Raw genomic sequence first — 16,534 nt, 5'->3', positions numbered from 1 at the left:
AGATTCTATGGCTGACGAACAGAACATTGTCGATAATTTTGGTGATCTAATCGATAAGATCGTTGTACAATATAATAAAGGCGTTATTCTTGATTTTGTAACCTCTCATTCGTTTAAAATTATTGAAGAGTCCATGGATAATTTGCAGGAGAAGTTTGAAACTATCCTTTCCGTCTTTGAAGAAATACAAAAGGAAAGCAGTTCTTCTGCATCTAATGCCAATTATGTCGATGAAATGCTTTCTAATGTTTTAAAAAGAAGAACCGTAATTCAAGAAGAAATTCACGAGCGGGTTGACGAAATTGAAGCCACTGCGGAAAATGCGGAAAATGCGGCTTCAGCTTTTGAGGTGCTAAAGGATAGGACTGCGGAAGTTGAAGATATGCTGTCGGGTATTAAGGATGTTTCCGTAAAGACCGGTATTCTTGCAATCAATGCTTCGATTGAAGCCGCCCGTGCCGGAAGTGTCGGAAACGGTTTTAGAATTATCGCCAATGAGGTTCGCTCTCTTGCAACCCAGACCGGAGATTTTGCAAAAAAAATCGAATCAAAACTGGAAGAATTAAATAAATCGGTTGATGAAATAAACAATAGTATGACCGGTTTTATAGAACTTTTTTCAAAATTCAGAAAATCATTTAACGGTGTATTGGCTAATTTGGATGAAAACTCGGCAACCCTTAAAGATGCAGGTTTTTCACTGGCCGAAATAACCGCTTCCATAAAAGAACAGGATATTACCATAAGGGAAGGCTTTTTGTCGTTAAAAAAGATCGATAACTTTTTACATGATACCTCGACAATTCTTGATGCAGTCCAAACAAGCCATGAACATCTAGGAACCTTGCTGCAGCAAAGCTAGAATAGCTTTGTTGTTAAATAAAAAATTTAAAAAGAAATTCTCCAAAAAGTTGTTATTTACTGTGAAAAGTCTTATAATGTATTGTAATCAAATATCCTCTAAAGATGGAGGTCAATATGACAAAATCTGATTTATATAGCAAAACAAGAGCCGCGGTGCTAATCGCAGCCGCAGTTTTGGCGTTGCTGTTTACCGCCTGCCCTAACAATGCGGGCGGAGGTGGCGATTCTACCGTAAATATTACCGTAAAGAAAGTACAGGGAGAAGGGAAAGTTGGTACTATTCCATCAGATCCTGTAAGCGTTCCGCTCGGAAGTTCGTGGAGCTCCGTAAAGGAAATTCTTCGATCGAAGATCGTCTTTACGCCCGGTTTTACGCTCAATTCGGGGCATCCTGGAGACGATGCAAACACACAGGAGTTTGCCGACGGGTATATTTTTTACGAGGATGCAACCGTATTCATCAAATCTCGAAAAGATTTACCGGATATTTCTACTATACAGGGTCCTGGTACACAGATAAAAATCACCTTGGCAGTCGATCCCGAAAGAGGACAAATATTAGGCCCCGAGGTAATCAGCGTAAACAGCGGCACGACGTGGGCGCAGCTCGAAGCCTATGCCAAAGCCGCGCTCAAGGCGAACTACGGTTTTAAAGAAGAAGGTGCGGAATGGAAAAATGGCAGCACCGTGCTGGGCAGTACTGACAGCTTCGGTACCGATGCAACGCTCACTGCATACCCGGAAGACATACGTATCCGCATAAAGGTAACGGGCGATAACAATAAAGTTACGATCGACAAACCCGACGAACCGATTATCGCCATTCCCGGTACAAAATGGAAAGAAATCAAAGCAAAGGCGGACGACAAAGTAAGAGTCAAAGATAAAACCCGCTACGCCGTAACCGCATGGCACAAGGGATCAAATGCAAGCGATCCCACGCTGACTGATAGTTCCACGTTCCAAGAAGTCGACAGACCGAATTGTACTGTCTTTGCCGAAACGGGTGACCGGCAGATAACGCTTACCGTGAAGTACGGTACGGGTTCAGGCACTCCGTTGAGTGGTGGCACTATCACTATATACGACGGCGATACGTGGGGCAGTGTAAAAGTACAGGCTGAGGGAAAAATTTCTCTCGGCTTTTCCATACGAGAATGGCGCTTGAACGGTAAAAGCGGGCAGGTTATAAACGACAGTTATACGTTTAAGGCGAGCGGCGGGAATGCGCAAACCGTGTATGCCAAACTGGAAGACTTGCGCATAATAATTACCGTCAAATACGGCAATATCAGCACGGTCGGCTCGGAGGCTTTGACGGCGGGAACCATAACCGTGCATGATGGTGACGTGTGGACAAAGAAAAAAATCGGCAACAAGGGTAAAAAAGTAGAGATAATACCTAAAGTAAAAAAGACGGCTGAAGATCTGATACCCGCTTCCGCTCTCGCTCATGCGGTCATCTCGGAATGGCGTTGGGATGATGCAAACGGGGAGCCTATAAGCAACGGCTATACATTCAAATTAAGTGATGGGAGGGAACGTACCGTCTTTGCGATTATCAGACCGGAAATAACGATGTCGGTTACTCAGAATGTGCAAACTCAGGTAAAGTATTACGCTTGGATAGACGGCAGCGTAACAGAGGGTACTTACGTGTTGGCGAATATTCCGGCGGCATCCGGGACAATCGGGAAAACCGGTAAATCTGACAACGCTGAACGTTCCGTAAGCTTGAATGCCTATTCGATGGGTGCAACTGAAGTGCCTCAGGCTCTCTACCGATTGGTAATGGGATATAACTTAAGTCAGTTCAGCTGGGATCCTTCCTCAGGCGAAATACAAGAGCTGCGTCCGGTAGAAAACGTAAGCTGGTATTATGCGGCAGCCTTTTGCAATGAGCTGACACGCTGTACAAAAGGTTTGGGAATGTCCGAATGTGTATATACCGTTGATGATAACCCCTATACCATACAGGATGCAAAGAACGAAAAGATACCTCAAATGAATATGAGCAAAAAAGGTTTCCGTCTGCCGACCGAAGCCGAATGGGAATGGGCGGCGCAAGGCGGCTCTGCACGGCAAGTGTATGCGGGTACGGGTGATTCTAGCAATCTTAAAGATTATGCATGGTATAAAGCCAACAGCTATAATAAAACCCATACCGCATCCGAGAAAGCAAACCCCTTGAAACTCTTTGATATGAGCGGCAACGTAGCCGAATGGTGCTGGGATTGGTACAGCGGCAGTACGCCTACAGGCGGTAATAATCCGACGGGTGCATCTTCCGGTACCGATCGTGCGGTTCGCGGCGGCAGCTATAAGTCTGAAGCAACCGAATCCAAGCACGAGTGCGAGTGTGCGCATAGAGATAAATCGGGTCCCCCCTACGTTAAGGAATATATCGGCTTCCGCATTGTGTGCAGGCCGTAATTAAATATAAACATCTTCTAAAAATGGAGGTCAATATGACAAAATCTGATTTATATAGCAAAACAAGAGTTGCGGCGCTCATCACGGCCGCAGTTTTGGCGTTGCTGTTTACCGCCTGTCCTAACAATGCGGGCGGAGGCGGCGGGAACTTCCCTACCGTCAACATCACGTAAAAGGGGCTGGGACACAAGTCAATCTGCCTTCGGAGCCGATCAGCGTATGGGCGGGCGCCAAGTGGCGGAATGTTAAGACTCAGGTTGAAGGTAAGGTTTCCTTTAAGCCGAATTTTATACTCAACTCGTGGCATTTGGGCGAGGACGCAAGTGCACCGGAGCTCACCGACGAAGACGCTTTTTACACAGACACCACCGTGTATGTTAAATCGCGGTCTGATTTACCGCCGCTCGGACCTATACAAAACGGAACGAATAAGGTCAAAATCACTTTTGCGGTACACCCTGCCGAAGCGGGGAAGATACTGGGGCCTAACCCTATCAGCGTAAATAGAAATACGACGTGGAATCAGCTTGAAGCCTACGCCAAAGCCGCACTCAAGGCGAACTACGGCTTTAGCGAAGAACATGTCGAATGGAAAAAGGACGACAGCGTGTTGGGTAATACCGACAACTTCAACACCGATGTAACGCTCACCGCATATCCGGAAGACCTGCGCATTTTCGTAACGCTTACCGGTGACAGCCGCATTACGATTGCAGAGCCTGCAACCATTACCGTTATCGACGGGGCAAAGTGGAAGGACATCAAAACCAAGGCGGCCGCCAAGGTAACGGTGAAAAACGCCAACTACGCCATAACCGCATGGAAACTTGATGGTGAAAGCGGCACAGTGTTGACTGACGATTATGAGTTCAAAAAAAACCAAGGGACATCCCGCACAGTCTATGCCAAAACGGGCGACAGGCGCATAACGCTTACCGTCAAGTACGGCAGGGGTTTTGACGCTACGAAGAACGGCGGCACCATCACCGTATACGACGGTGATACGTGGCGCAGTGTAAAAGCGGAGGCGGCAAAAAAGCTAAACATACCGAAAGGCATTATCTTACAGGAATGGCGGCGTAACGACGCAAGCGGTGAAATTATAAAGGACGGTTATATCTTTAGAGCAAGCGACGGTAATACACACACTTTCTTTGCACGTATCAGAGCGGACATAAAACTTAAAGATAATAAACTGACTTATTACGCCATGGTAAACGGCGATGTTACCGAATACGACTACTGGCTGTGCGGTATTCCGGAGGCAAAAGGCGGTTTGATTGGCAGAGATGATAACCTCAGCAACAAGGAGCGTCCGATCTATTTGTCGGCCTATCGGATGGGCAAAACCGAAGTACCTCAGGTTCTGTACGAACTGGTAATGGGAAAAAATCCGAGCTACCATCAGGGCGGCTCACATCTGCCGGCTGAAGGCGAAAGGCAAGAGCTGCGTCCGGTAGAAAAGGTAAGCTGGCTTGACTGTATTGCTTTTTGCAATGAATTGACGCGCTGTACGGAAGGTTTGGGAGAAGGACAATGCGTGTATACCTACAACAATAAACCCTACACCGTACAGGATGCAGAGGACAAACGTACACCCTATATATCACCTTGGGCGCGCAAAGGATTTTGCCTGCCCACCGACGAGGAATGGGAGTGGGCAGCTCAAGGGGATAGTCGGAGGCAGAAGTATTCGGGTACGAATGATGTAAATGGCCTTAACAGTTATGCGTGGTACAGAGAAAACAGCGAACACAAAACCCACGAAGTACAAACGAAAACCTCGAACGACGACGGCTTACACGACATGAGCGGCAACGTCGCCGAATGGTGCTGGAATCGGTATGAATATTCTGAATCCAAGCGTATCATTCGAGGCGGTTGTTTTGCAGACTCCGAGTCTTTATGTACTTGTGACGCACGAGACCACATGCGTGACTACGACACAAGAGATATCTTTTACGGTCTTCGCATAGTGTTTCATCCTTGATTGTGCATGTTTGAAAATCGGAAACGGATGTACATTCCCCAGCTGCCATGGACGGCGGTGGTTATGTCAAATGCGTACGTCCTTGTACGCATTTGACACCTAGTTTTTCAAAGACAAGCTTTGAAAAATATCGCAATAGTTGACAGTAATCGACCTCCTGTCGATGTTTGAGCCTTACTTCCGCGATGTTTTGCCGTCAGGCAAAACTCGAAGTTCAATTCTGTCACAGGCAGAATTGATACAAACTCTAAGATGAAAAATGTACTCTGAATGTACATTTTTCATCGGCTACTTGAAAACTTGAGTTTTTCGTGTTATTATTCTTATATCATGAAAAAAAGAACTTCATTTTTAATTTGGCTTTTTATTTTGATTGCCTTGGGAGGTACCGCCTTTTTTTTCGGGTGGATGCAGTTTTCAGTTCCTGCCGGATCTTACGGCGTAATGCTTTCAAAGTCGGGAGGCTATCATGACAGGCTCATTATTCCGGGCGAATTTATGTGGCGATGGGAGAGGCTTGTTCCGACCAATTCAAAAATTCTTACCTTTAATTTAAAAGCCCAAGACATTGAGTATAAAAATGAAGGTGCCCTTCCTTCCGCTGATAAATTCGGTTTGGTGATGGAACAAAAAAACGATTTCCGCTGGAAGTTTGCTCTAAAGATTTCGGCTTCCGTAAAGCCTGAAAGTTTAATAAGCCTTGTTAAAAACGCTTCGATAAAAACCCAAAGTGATTTGGACGATTTTATTCGAACAAGAGTTGAAGAAGCCGCTCAAAAATCCGCAAACGAATTTATCGAGTATTTTTTATCCAATCCTGAAGAATATGAAAAGCTGAAATTTCAATATGCAGCCTTTAACGATAAAATCACATCGGATTTAAAAAACAAGGAGAATACCGAAATTGAAATTGTTTCGGTTGAGCTTTCTTCCGATTTTGTAATTCCCGATTTAAAACTGTATACAACAATAAGGGATGTTTATTCGGAGTATGAAAAAGCAAGGAGCAAGGTCTTTACCGACCTTATGATTGAAGAAGGAAAATCCGCTGCCGGTTCAAAATTCCGAATGAATGATCTAAAAGAATGGGGCGAGCTTTTAAAGCAGTATCCCCAGCTTATCGACTTTTTGGCCGTAGCTAGAAGCGATGCGAGCGAAACACTTAAGGCTTTGCGTGAGCTTAAAGCTAAGATGAGCGGCGCTCAGGTCAGCGGTACTCAAGGCGGCGGGCAATAGTTTTTACCGATGAAAGCCGAAGAAAAAAAAACATTATACACATTTTTCCGCACAGCCTCGGAATATCTATCGGGTTTTAAAACCGATGAAGAATATCCCGATTTTGCCGATACCGTTCTATCCGAGACGGCTATTCCCGATACCGCTCTACCGGAAACGGACGAAGCGGCCGGCTTAACAATTCCTTTAAGCGATACGGATTCGGAAAGCGGCTTTGAAAGTCTTGAAAAGGTCTATGCTCAAATTGCTTCCTGTAAGGCCTGCCGTCTATGCGAGAGGCGGCATAATACGGTTGCAGGCGAGGGGCCTTGCGAGTTTTCTAATTTTGATAATAAGATAGAAGTAATGGTCATAGGAGAGGGGCCGGGAGCCGATGAGGATGCCCAAGGCCGCCCCTTTGTCGGTAAGGCCGGACAGCTTTTGGATAAGATGCTTGCCGCTATCGAATTATACCGCACCCATAATTGTTATATCACAAATGTTGTAAAGTGCAGACCGCCCAATAACCGCGACCCTCTGCCCGATGAAACGGCTGCGTGCAGAAATTATTTAAATGCCCAAATTGCCTTGATAAGGCCTAAGGCGATTCTTGTGGTTGGCAGGGTAGCTCTTCAAAACCTCTTGGAAACTCAAGAAGGAATAGGCAAGATGCACGGCAAGTTTTTTGAATACCAAAACATTCCCCTGATGGCGACCTATCACCCAAGTGCCCTTTTGAGGGATGTTAATCTAAAACGGCCTGCATGGGAAGACTTAAAACTCTTCCGTTCCCGCCTCAATGAATTGTCTCAACAAATTGATTGAGAATAACTAGGCGGCACCTATGGCAAAATGGCTTACTCTTGCCTTTAATCTTCCACTCTACCAAAGCTTTACCTATAAAAACATAGAAGAAGACGGCGGGAGCCTTGTGGGGAAAAGGGCTTCGGTTCAACTCGGCTCAAGAAATTTGATAGGCTTTATAATAGAAGAATCCGATGTGTTTCCTAAAGACAGCCCTGTGGGAGAAGATAAAATAAAGCCGATTAAACGAGTGGTCGACAAGGAAACAATTTTCGGGCAGGCACAGATAGAACTTGCCTCTTGGATTTCGCACTTTTATATTTGCAGCTTCGGCGAAGCCCTCTCCGCAATTCTTCCTTCGGGAAAAAGAGAAGTTTCTTTTGAAAACTTAAAATGGGGAGCCGAATTTGAAGATAAGAATTTTTCTCTTTCCGATGAACAAAAAGATGCCGTCGAAAAAATCGTAAACTCAAACAAAAAAGAATTCTTTTATTTATACGGCTTAACCGGTTCAGGGAAGACGGAAGTTTTTTTAAAGGCCGCCGAAAAGATAATCGCAGAAGGCAAGGCCGTCATCTACCTTGTTCCCGAAATAGGGCTTACCCATCAGGTTATAAGTGCGGCCGTAAAACGCTTCGGCTCTCAGGCTGCCGTTTTGCACTCGGGCCTTACGGGCAGCGAAAGGCTCAACCAATGGATGAGGATAAGACGGGGAGAAGCCCTTATGATTGTCGGGGCGAGGAGTGCCGTCTTTGCTCCTGCTAAAAACATAGGCCTTATCATAATAGATGAAGAGCATGATGCTTCCTATAAGTCGGGTTCCGTGCCCCGCTACCATGCCCGCCAGACTGCGATGTACTTGGCCGTAAAGCATAATTGCCCCGTGGTAATGGGCTCTGCAACTCCATCGCTTGAAGCGTGGAATATGATTCAAAACAAAAAAATCAAACTCCTTTCCCTTTCAAAAAGACTTGCAGGCGGAAGCCTTCCTCAAATCGAAATAGAAAATATTTCCGGCTTAAAGGGAGCTTTGAGCGACAGGCTTATAAGCGAAATACGCAAAACCAAAAATGAAGGAAAACAAACAATCCTCTTTTTGAACAGGCGGGGCTTTTCCCATATTTTTAGATGCCGTTCCTGCGGCTATGAGATGCTTTGCAAAAACTGTTCCGTGCCGATGACCTTTCATAAAAGTGAAAATGTAATGAAATGCCACTATTGCGGAATGCAGGCAAGGCCGCCTTCTCTTTGCCCTGAATGTAATTCCCTCGATATAGGCTATGCCGGCGTCGGTACGGAATTTATCGAAGAAGAAGTTTCCCGCTCCTTCCCCGACTGCACGGTTGCGAGGATTGACACCGACACCGTTTCCAAAAAGAACAGTCTTGAAAACCGCTTAAAAGATTTTAAGGATGGGAAAATAGATATCCTCCTCGGAACGCAGATGATAGCAAAGGGCTTGAATTTTCCGAAAGTAAGGCTTGTCGGAATTATCCTTGCGGACACGGGCCTTCAAATGCCCGACTTTAGAGCCGCCGAAAGGAGTTTCGCACTTATCACTCAGGCAGCAGGAAGGGCAGGGCGGTTCAGCGAGGATGGGCTTGTCATTATTCAAACACTAAAGCCTAATCATCCTTCGATTGTTTGTGCAAAAAATCACGAGTACGAAAAGTTTTATGAGTATGAACTCGGGCAAAGAAAGCTCTTGGATTTTCCGCCCTTTAAGCGTCTGATTCGTTTGGTCTTTAGAAGCAAGGACTTAAAAAAAGCCGAGCTGGCCGCAGAAGGTGCTGCGAACATTCTAAAATATATTCTATCTTCACAAAACAAAGACGAAGCCGAAATAATGGGACCCTCGGAATGTGTTCTATCGATGATAGCCGGAAATCACCGCCAACAGATTTTACTCCGCTCTTCAAATTTCCCCCTAATCCAAACCGCCGCATCCCGTTTTGTAAAAGAATATAAACCGATGACAGGCATCTACATCGAGGTCGACACCGATCCGGTCAATCTTATGTGAAGCAAAGGAATTTCGGATATGCACTGTATGAGTGATGACTACCTTGTAGAAGAACTCTTGAGCGAAAAATAGCTTTGTTTTTTGGCTGCCGGTGGTTTCACGCTAGCGACGTTTTGCCGTGAGGCAAAACTTGAAGCTTAAAAAATGTACCTCTCTGTACATTTTTTAAGCGGTATACATTTTTCTTAAAAACTGTTATACTCTCCCCTCAATACAAGGAATTTTTATGAAAGAACGATTGGATAATTTAAGAAAGAGGCTTGTCGAAGTCGAAAAAGAAGTTGAAAACCCTAACCTTATCAAAGATGTTGCAAAATATAAAGAAACCATGAGGGAACACTCCTATCTTTCAAAATTGATGGAAGAATACGATAACTATCTTTCTATCGAAAAACAGATAGAAGATTCCAAGCTTCTCATTCAAGAAGAAAGCGATGCCGAACTTAAAGAGATGGCGAGGGAAGAGCTGCATTCTCTTGAAGCCGCCTTTGAAAAAAGCGAGGCAGATCTCAAGATGCTTTTAATTCCGCCCGATCCTCTGGAAGAAAAAAATATTATTATGGAAATACGCGGCGGTACAGGAGGCGATGAAGCCGCCCTCTTTGCGGCCGACCTTTTTAGAATGTATACCCACTACGCCGAAATGAAAAACTGGAAGTACGAGGTTTTGTCCCTAAACGAAACCGAGCTCGGCGGTTACAAGGAAATTACTTTTTCCATCTCGGGAAAGTATGTTTACGGAAGTCTCCGCTATGAGTCGGGCGTTCACCGCGTTCAACGTGTTCCTGAAACGGAGGGCTCAGGCCGCATTCACACAAGTGCCGTAACCGTTGCGGTTTTGCCCGAAGCCGAAGAAACCGAAATCGAAATCAATCAAGAAGATTTGCGTATTGATGTTATGCGTGCAGGCGGCCCGGGCGGTCAGTGTGTTAATACCACGGACTCGGCAGTCCGCATTACCCACATACCCACCGGCCTTGTCGTTATTTGTCAGGACGAAAAAAGCCAGATTAAAAATAAGGCAAAGGCTATGCGTGTTTTGCGAAGCCGCCTTTATGATTTGGAAGAAAGTAAAAAGCAGGCAGAACGGGCTCAAAACAGAAAAAGTCAGGTCGGCTCCGGCGACCGCTCCGAACGTATCCGCACCTATAACTTTCCGCAAAACCGCGTAACCGATCACCGCATTAACTTAACCCTTTATAAATTGGATGCGGTCATGCAGGGTTCTCTCGACGAATTAATCGATGCCCTCTGTATCGCCGCCCGCGAAGAAATGATGAAGGCCGCAGATCATCACTTGGAGCATAAATAAAGCTCAATGCTTTTTTTTACCGTAAAGGATGCCCGTCTTTTTGCTGCTCATTCCTTTCTTTCTTCGCTCCTTTTAACAAGGAACGGATACGGAAGGAATGAGGCTCTCTTTGATGCCGATATTTTGATAGCCCATATCTTAAAAAAAGAGCGCTCATGGTTATTGTCTCATTCCGATTTTGATTTTTTACCATACAAGAATGAGTTTGAAGCTTTTGTTCAAAAAAGAAGTTCAGGTATCCCCATTGCCTATTTAACCGGAACAAAGGATTTTTTCGGAAGAACCTTTTATGTAAATGAAAATGTGCTTATCCCCAAGCCCGACACCGAAACCTTGGTAGAGCTTGCATTGAATTTTGCAATGGAGAAGTTAAAAAAAAATGAGCCTCTCTTTGTTTTGGATATTTGCACAGGGTCGGGCTGTATAGGTCTATCCCTTGCGGCGGAGCTTTATGAGAACTTAAGCCAAACATCTAACGCGTTTGATAAACCGCAGAGGGCGCAAAGAACGCAAAGTTATTTTGATAGAAGTTTTTTTTTGATTCTTGCGGATATTTCGGAGGAAGCTTTAAAAGTTTGTAAAAAGAATATGGATTCCCTTTTGCCTTCCGCTCTTTATAAGAGGGCCCTTGCAGTAAAAGCCGATCTGCATCTACCTTTTCCCTGCGTGCCGGAGCCGAAACGAAGCTACGATTTGATAACTGCAAATCCGCCATACGTTCCGTCAAGGCTTACGGAAAGCCTTTTAGAAGATGGCCGCTCTGAACCCTGCCTTGCTCTTGACGGCGGTATTGAAGGGTTAGACTTAATTCCTCCCTTGGCAGAAAACTCTTATTTAAGCTTAAACCTCGGCGGAAAACTTTTTGTTGAAGTAGGCGAATACCATGCAGCCCAAGCCGCCGAGATTTTTAGAAGTGCAGGTTTTTCTCAAGTTCAAATTCATAAAGACCTTGCAGGAAACGACCGAGTCATAGAGTGCACAAAGTTTAGCCCTTAAAGCAATTGTTTTTCTGGCATGAGCAGATTTCTTAAACTGTTTTTACATATCTCATTTCGGGAGCCTTTAAAGCTTCATGGACTTGTGTTTTGCCATCCGGCTTAAAGCCGTGATGCTCATAAAAACTTCTTGCGATCCGGTTTTCTTGAAAGACCCAAATGCATAATTCATGTATGCCGGCTTCTTTTGCTTCTTTCTGAAAATAAGTAATTAATTTTGAACCTACTCCCGACCTTTCAAAAGCTTTTTCTACATAAATAGCCATAAGTTCAAAGCTATCCGGTTTGTCGCTGTCCCGGCACATTCCCGTACGCATCATACCCTTTATTATTCCGTCTTTGTCATCTTCATAAACATATAATTTTGATGTACTGTTTTGAGTATTAACTTTTTCCTTTAAACGCTCGATAGATTTTTCAACCGACAACTCACAAAACAAAAAATTATCATCAACGATACCCCTATAAGTATTTCTCCAACCGTAAACATTTATTTCTGCAACTCTTGATAAGTCCTTTAATTCTGCAAGTCTGACCATTGTTTTTCTCCTTGGTTAATTAAGATTTTGTTTTAAGTATTTATCGATTATTTCATCGATAAATTCTAGATAGTTGTTGTTTACCGATGAAATATCTCCAATATCCGTTTTTCTATATTTTTCGAATTCATAAAAAGAACTTTGAATTTGCTCATCGTTCTCCTCTTTTAAAATTACCGGTATTATTTTTTCATTTCGGCAATGATACAAAGCGTAGTCCGATAAGATTTTTGATAATTCTATATCGGTTTTGTTTTTAATTTCTGTGTAAAAGGAATAATATTTATTTAAATTTTTAGAAACAAAATGATCCGTAAATATATGAAAGTCTACACCCTTTAAAAATGAGGGAGGTGCATAACTATGTTTTTTAATAAAGTTTTTAAGTAACTTTGAGTTATATCCGCTTCCTTTTTGAATAAAATGACTTTTATAGTATTCTTCTTTTTTGCTTAAGTCATATAGATCGGGATATATTGCACCATAATAAAAATATTCTTTCCCCTTAATGTCGTTTATTTTTTCGAGATATTTTTTTGAAATAAGTATGTGCGAAATTTTATCCGGCATTGTTTTAGACCTCTTTTATAACCTAATATTAACCGATTTGGCGCATAAAAACAAGGCAGGAGAATACTATAACCCATGTTGTCAATAATATTATTCAAGTATTGATATTTTGATTTTTTTGTTATATCATAATTATGTAAGTTTAAATTTAAAGGAGTAAATTATGGGTCTTATATCAGCAGCAGTTGGAGCAGTGGGCGGCGGTTTGGCCGATCAATGGCTCGAAGTTATTGAGGCAGGAGATATGGGTGAGGGCATTGTCCTTGCAAAAGGAGTCGCCGTCCGCACAGATAAACGTAACACAAACAAAAAAGGTTCAAGCGATGTCGTTTCAAACGGCTCTATCATTCATGTAAATCAGAACCAGTTTATGATGTTGGTGGACGGGGGAAAGATAGTCGATTATACGGCGGAGCCGGGATATTTTAAGGTTGAAAATTCGGCATCGCCCTCCCTATTCGGCGGTCAATTCGGAGATGCCCTAAAAGAAACCTTTAGCCGTTTTAAATTCGGCGGTACCACCCCGATGAAGCAGGAAGTATTTTATGTTAATTTACAGGAGATTAAAGGCATTAAGTTCGGTACTCCCAATCCATTGCAATACTTTGACAACTTCTATAATGCGGAATTGTTTTTGCGCACCTTCGGAAATTATTCGATTAAAATAACCGATCCGATAAAGTTTTTTAAAGAAGCTTGTCCTCGTGATGCCGAAAATGTTCACATTGATGAAATAAACGAACAATATTTGAGCGAATTCTTAGAAGCCTTACAGGCTGCTATCAGCCAAATGTCCATGGAAGGCGAGCGTATTTCCTTTATTCCTTCAAAGGGAACAGTGTTGAGCAAACACATGTCCGAGATTCTGGATGATTCATGGAAGGAATTACGCGGAATGGAGGTGCTTTCAGTCGGTATTGCAAGTATTTCCTACGATGATGAATCTAAAGAACTTATCAATATGCGCAATAAGGGAGCTATGCTCGGCGATCCCGGTGTACGGGAAGGCTATGTGCAAGGCTCGATTGCCCGCGGTATGGAAGCGGCAGGTTCAAATCAGGCAGGAGCCGGAATGGCCTTTATGGGCATGGGTATGGGCATGAATGCGGCAGGCGGTTTTATGGGACAGGCAAGTCAAACCAATATGCAGCAGATGCAAATGAATCAAGCCGCTCAGAGAGCTGCTCAAGGAGCAGGGCAACAACAAGGTGCCGGAGCTAAGGCTGCCGGAGAATGGTTTTGCACCGAGTGCGGCCACAAGAATACCGGAAAGTTTTGTGCCGAATGCGGAACTCCGAAACCTCAAGGAAGCGGCTGTCCTTCATGCGGTGCAGAATTAAAGGCTGGAGCAAAATTTTGTCCTGAGTGCGGAACAAAATTATAACCAACATGTTGGAGAAAGATAAACAGTTTGGCAGAAATTCAGCCTCACTGTTCATCTGACGAGTTTTGTACCAATAGGTACAAAACGTCGCATTATTATATGTGTGTGCTTTCGGCACACACTTGAAAAAACTTTTTTTGCAAATTAATATTTGCTGCAAAAAGTTTTTATTGGGGAAAGATATGAGTGTTGAAAATTATAAATGTCCGGGCTGCGGTGCACCTATAAGTTTTAAACCGGCGACCGGAGGTTTTAAGTGCGATTATTGTTTTTCAAGTTATACGGAAGAAGAAATTACCCGCTACATGGAAGGTCTAAAAGCAAAAAAGGGTGGGTCTGAAGGTTCCTCTTCTTCCGAAAATAAAAGCGGAAATAACGGATCCGTAAAACAATATCACTGCAACAACTGCGGAGCGGAAGTCGTGGCAGGAGAAACTTCAAGTGCGGCATTCTGTTATTATTGTCATAGCCCCGTAGTCTTATCCGAAAGACTCAGAGGGGAATTTAAGCCCGATAAGATTATTCCCTTTAAGCTTGATAAAAAAGATGCCTTAAAATGTTTTGCTTCTTGGGTGAAGGGGAAAAAATATGTACCCGCAGATTTTAAAAATACGAGTACGCAAGAAAAAATGACCGGAGTTTATCTTCCACACTGGCAGGCTGATGTTGTTGCAGATCTTGATTATCACGCAGTAGGTTTAAAGGTTTCATCGTGGAAAAACGGGAACACTGAATATACAAAAACGGATAAGTATAAGATTGAGCGCACGGGGAAAATTGAGTTGGATAAATTTCAAGAGTTGGCTTTTACGAAGATAGATAAAAATCTTATAAACGGAATAAGCCCATATGATTTAGAGAACCAAAAAGATTTTTCTCAAGGCTATCTTGCAGGCTTTTTTTCGGAGCAATACGATATTAAAAAAGAAGATGTGGAGCCTATAATAAAAGGCAGAGCAGAAGATTATGCTAAAGACCTTATTAAAGACTCTGCCGATTACAGCGGAGGTATTGAAGATGAAGATGATAATACTTCCTACACCGTAAAAAATTATAATTACGTTTTGCTTCCATCATGGATACTCACTTATCTTTATAAGGGAAAAACCTATGTCTTTGCCGTAAATGGGCAAACCGGAAAATCTTCAGGAGAGCTTCCGTTAAACAAGTCTAAACTTGCCCTTGTTTCAGGTTTGATATCGGGAATTCTTGCAGCTCTCTTACTTTTGGGCGGGAGGTTTATATGGTAGTAAAAAAAGTTATTTGCTCATTGATAATTTTTTTCTGTATAGGTTTAAGTTCGTATGCAGAAATTGAAAAAAAACTTTTGATAGATGAAGCCGGGGTTTTAAGTCAAGAGAGTTTTTCAAAGATAGAGAAAAGCTTATATAAGATTTCGCAAAAGAGTAAGTCTGAAACCGTAATTGTAATTGTTCCATCCACGGGAGAAAAAAGTCCGCAAGATTATGCCGATGATTATTTTGACTATAACGGTTACGGTCAAGGAACCGAAAGTGAAGGAAGCCTTTTACTCATTGTAACCGGGGATGGTACTCAAGGCAGTCGATATGCACATATTTCAACTCATGGAAAAAAAACGATAAGCACTCTTACCGACAATAGCATTGAAAAACTTTTAGACTCTTTAATATACGGAGGATTAAAAGAAAATAATTATGCCAAGGGAATCGAATCTTATCTTAAAGCTCTCGCTCGGAAGTTTTACAACAGTCTTTCGCTTATGGAAATTTTAATCAGTTTAGGTATTGCAGTTATCAGCTTTGCTTTTAAATTTTTAGGCACACAAAGAAAATATAAAAACAAGGAAGCCTTTGCCTTTGCTCCCTTCTATGATATTAAAAAGAACAGTCTTGTTTCTTTTGAAACCGTTGATGATGTGTTTCTTTCTACCAATACGGTATCCCACGTCATTAAATCAAATAGCGGAGGAGACTCGGGTGGTAGTTCTACACATACATCCTCAAGCGGAAGAACTCACGGCGGCGGAGGAAGAAGTTTTTAAGTTTTACTTAGAATTATAAAAAAAATGCTCTTTTAATAAACGCTTTCAGCTGCAATCTCCGCCGTCCATGGCGGTAAGCTGAAACGCTTATTTATTTTGATAAAAATTAGTTTTGATATATTTTAACTTAAGGTTAAACCTTTTTAGTCTATATATAAACTTTTTTGGGTTTTTCTTTGCTGCATTTAAAAATAATTCTGCTCGTTTCTCGATTAAAATCTGTTCAGGAGTTTTATCCTTATACAAATTTTCATCCACACCGGACCTCTGGTTAAATTGAAATTTATTATACATGCTTGACCTACAATCTTTTGTATTATGTACACTAATAAGCTTGGAGATTTTGCATCATTTTTTGGTTAGAAAGGCTTTGCGGTACACA

At 42.8% G+C, this 16,534-nt stretch carries 15 protein-coding genes; 12 read left to right on the top strand and 3 right to left on the bottom strand.

The features are described from left to right. Positions 1-7: 7 nt before the first annotated feature. The 9 genes from TDE_RS11775 to prmC all read left to right on the top strand — a co-directional run bounded on the left by TDE_RS11775 (position 8) and on the right by prmC (position 11,637). The gene (locus TDE_RS11775; RefSeq protein WP_002673837.1) at positions 8-862 is read left to right on the top strand and encodes a methyl-accepting chemotaxis protein; all 855 of its coding nucleotides are present in this window, start codon (positions 8-10) and stop codon (positions 860-862) included. Between the two features lie 116 nt (positions 863-978). Further along, on the top strand, positions 979-3,297 hold the full coding sequence (locus TDE_RS11770) for a formylglycine-generating enzyme family protein (RefSeq protein ID WP_002680469.1): 2,319 nt from the start codon (positions 979-981) through the stop codon (positions 3,295-3,297). Between the two features lie 35 nt (positions 3,298-3,332). Continuing rightward, positions 3,333-3,470, top strand: coding sequence for a hypothetical protein (locus tag TDE_RS13440; protein ID WP_002680468.1), 138 nt, complete (start codon positions 3,333-3,335; stop codon positions 3,468-3,470). A gap of 134 nt (positions 3,471-3,604) precedes the next feature. Then, positions 3,605-5,287: a formylglycine-generating enzyme family protein gene (locus tag TDE_RS11765; protein ID WP_002680467.1), complete on the top strand. Its 1,683-nt coding sequence runs from the start codon at positions 3,605-3,607 to the stop codon at positions 5,285-5,287. A gap of 330 nt (positions 5,288-5,617) precedes the next feature. Next, complete coding sequence (locus TDE_RS11760) at positions 5,618-6,523, top strand: SPFH domain-containing protein (RefSeq protein WP_010957243.1); 906 nt, start codon at positions 5,618-5,620, stop codon at positions 6,521-6,523. A gap of 9 nt (positions 6,524-6,532) precedes the next feature. Further along, positions 6,533-7,327: a uracil-DNA glycosylase gene (locus TDE_RS11755; RefSeq protein ID WP_002680465.1), complete on the top strand. Its 795-nt coding sequence runs from the start codon at positions 6,533-6,535 to the stop codon at positions 7,325-7,327. 19 nt (positions 7,328-7,346) lie between these two features. Continuing rightward, the gene (gene priA / locus TDE_RS11750; protein ID WP_002680463.1) at positions 7,347-9,329 is read left to right on the top strand and encodes a replication restart helicase PriA; all 1,983 of its coding nucleotides are present in this window, start codon (positions 7,347-7,349) and stop codon (positions 9,327-9,329) included. A 226-nt stretch (positions 9,330-9,555) separates the two neighbouring features. Further along, on the top strand, positions 9,556-10,641 hold the full coding sequence (prfA, locus tag TDE_RS11745) for a peptide chain release factor 1 (protein ID WP_002680455.1): 1,086 nt from the start codon (positions 9,556-9,558) through the stop codon (positions 10,639-10,641). A gap of 6 nt (positions 10,642-10,647) precedes the next feature. Beyond that, positions 10,648-11,637 carry a peptide chain release factor N(5)-glutamine methyltransferase gene (prmC, locus tag TDE_RS11740; RefSeq protein WP_002680454.1) on the top strand — a complete coding sequence of 330 codons (990 nt, stop codon included), beginning with the start codon at positions 10,648-10,650 and terminating at the stop codon, positions 11,635-11,637. 31 nt (positions 11,638-11,668) lie between these two features. Here prmC and TDE_RS11735 read toward each other — a convergent pair whose 3' ends face one another. Then, the gene (locus TDE_RS11735) at positions 11,669-12,175 is read right to left on the bottom strand and encodes a GNAT family N-acetyltransferase (protein WP_002680453.1); all 507 of its coding nucleotides are present in this window, start codon (positions 12,173-12,175) and stop codon (positions 11,669-11,671) included. Between the two features lie 15 nt (positions 12,176-12,190). Beyond that, the gene (locus tag TDE_RS11730; protein WP_002680452.1) at positions 12,191-12,745 is read right to left on the bottom strand and encodes a zinc dependent phospholipase C family protein; all 555 of its coding nucleotides are present in this window, start codon (positions 12,743-12,745) and stop codon (positions 12,191-12,193) included. A gap of 163 nt (positions 12,746-12,908) precedes the next feature. On the opposite strand from TDE_RS11730, the gene TDE_RS11725 reads away from it, so the two are divergent. The 3 genes from TDE_RS11725 (at position 12,909) to TDE_RS11715 (ending at position 16,152) form a co-directional block, all read left to right on the top strand. Continuing rightward, entirely contained in the window at positions 12,909-14,129 is a 1,221-nt protein-coding gene (locus tag TDE_RS11725) for an SPFH domain-containing protein (RefSeq protein WP_002675942.1), read from the top strand. Positions 14,130-14,311: 182 nt separating this feature from the next. Next, positions 14,312-15,379 (top strand): hypothetical protein, encoded by a 1,068-nt coding sequence (locus tag TDE_RS11720; protein WP_002680451.1) that lies wholly within the window; start codon positions 14,312-14,314, stop codon positions 15,377-15,379. Beyond that, positions 15,373-16,152 (top strand): TPM domain-containing protein, encoded by a 780-nt coding sequence (locus TDE_RS11715; RefSeq protein WP_002680450.1) that lies wholly within the window; start codon positions 15,373-15,375, stop codon positions 16,150-16,152. Before TDE_RS11720 ends, TDE_RS11715 begins: the two co-directional genes overlap by 7 nt. Positions 16,153-16,239: 87 nt before the next feature. On the opposite strand, the gene TDE_RS11710 is transcribed toward TDE_RS11715, so the two are convergent. Next, a complete protein-coding gene (locus tag TDE_RS11710; RefSeq protein ID WP_002680449.1) occupies positions 16,240-16,446 on the bottom strand; it encodes a hypothetical protein in 207 nt (68 codons plus the stop codon). Positions 16,447-16,534: the final 88 nt, after the last annotated feature.

The sequence above is a fragment of the Treponema denticola ATCC 35405 genome, from assembly GCF_000008185.1.
Lineage (GTDB): Bacteria > Spirochaetota > Spirochaetia > Treponematales > Treponemataceae > Treponema_B > Treponema_B denticola.
This window is presented reverse-complemented; position numbering and strand designations above follow the sequence as displayed.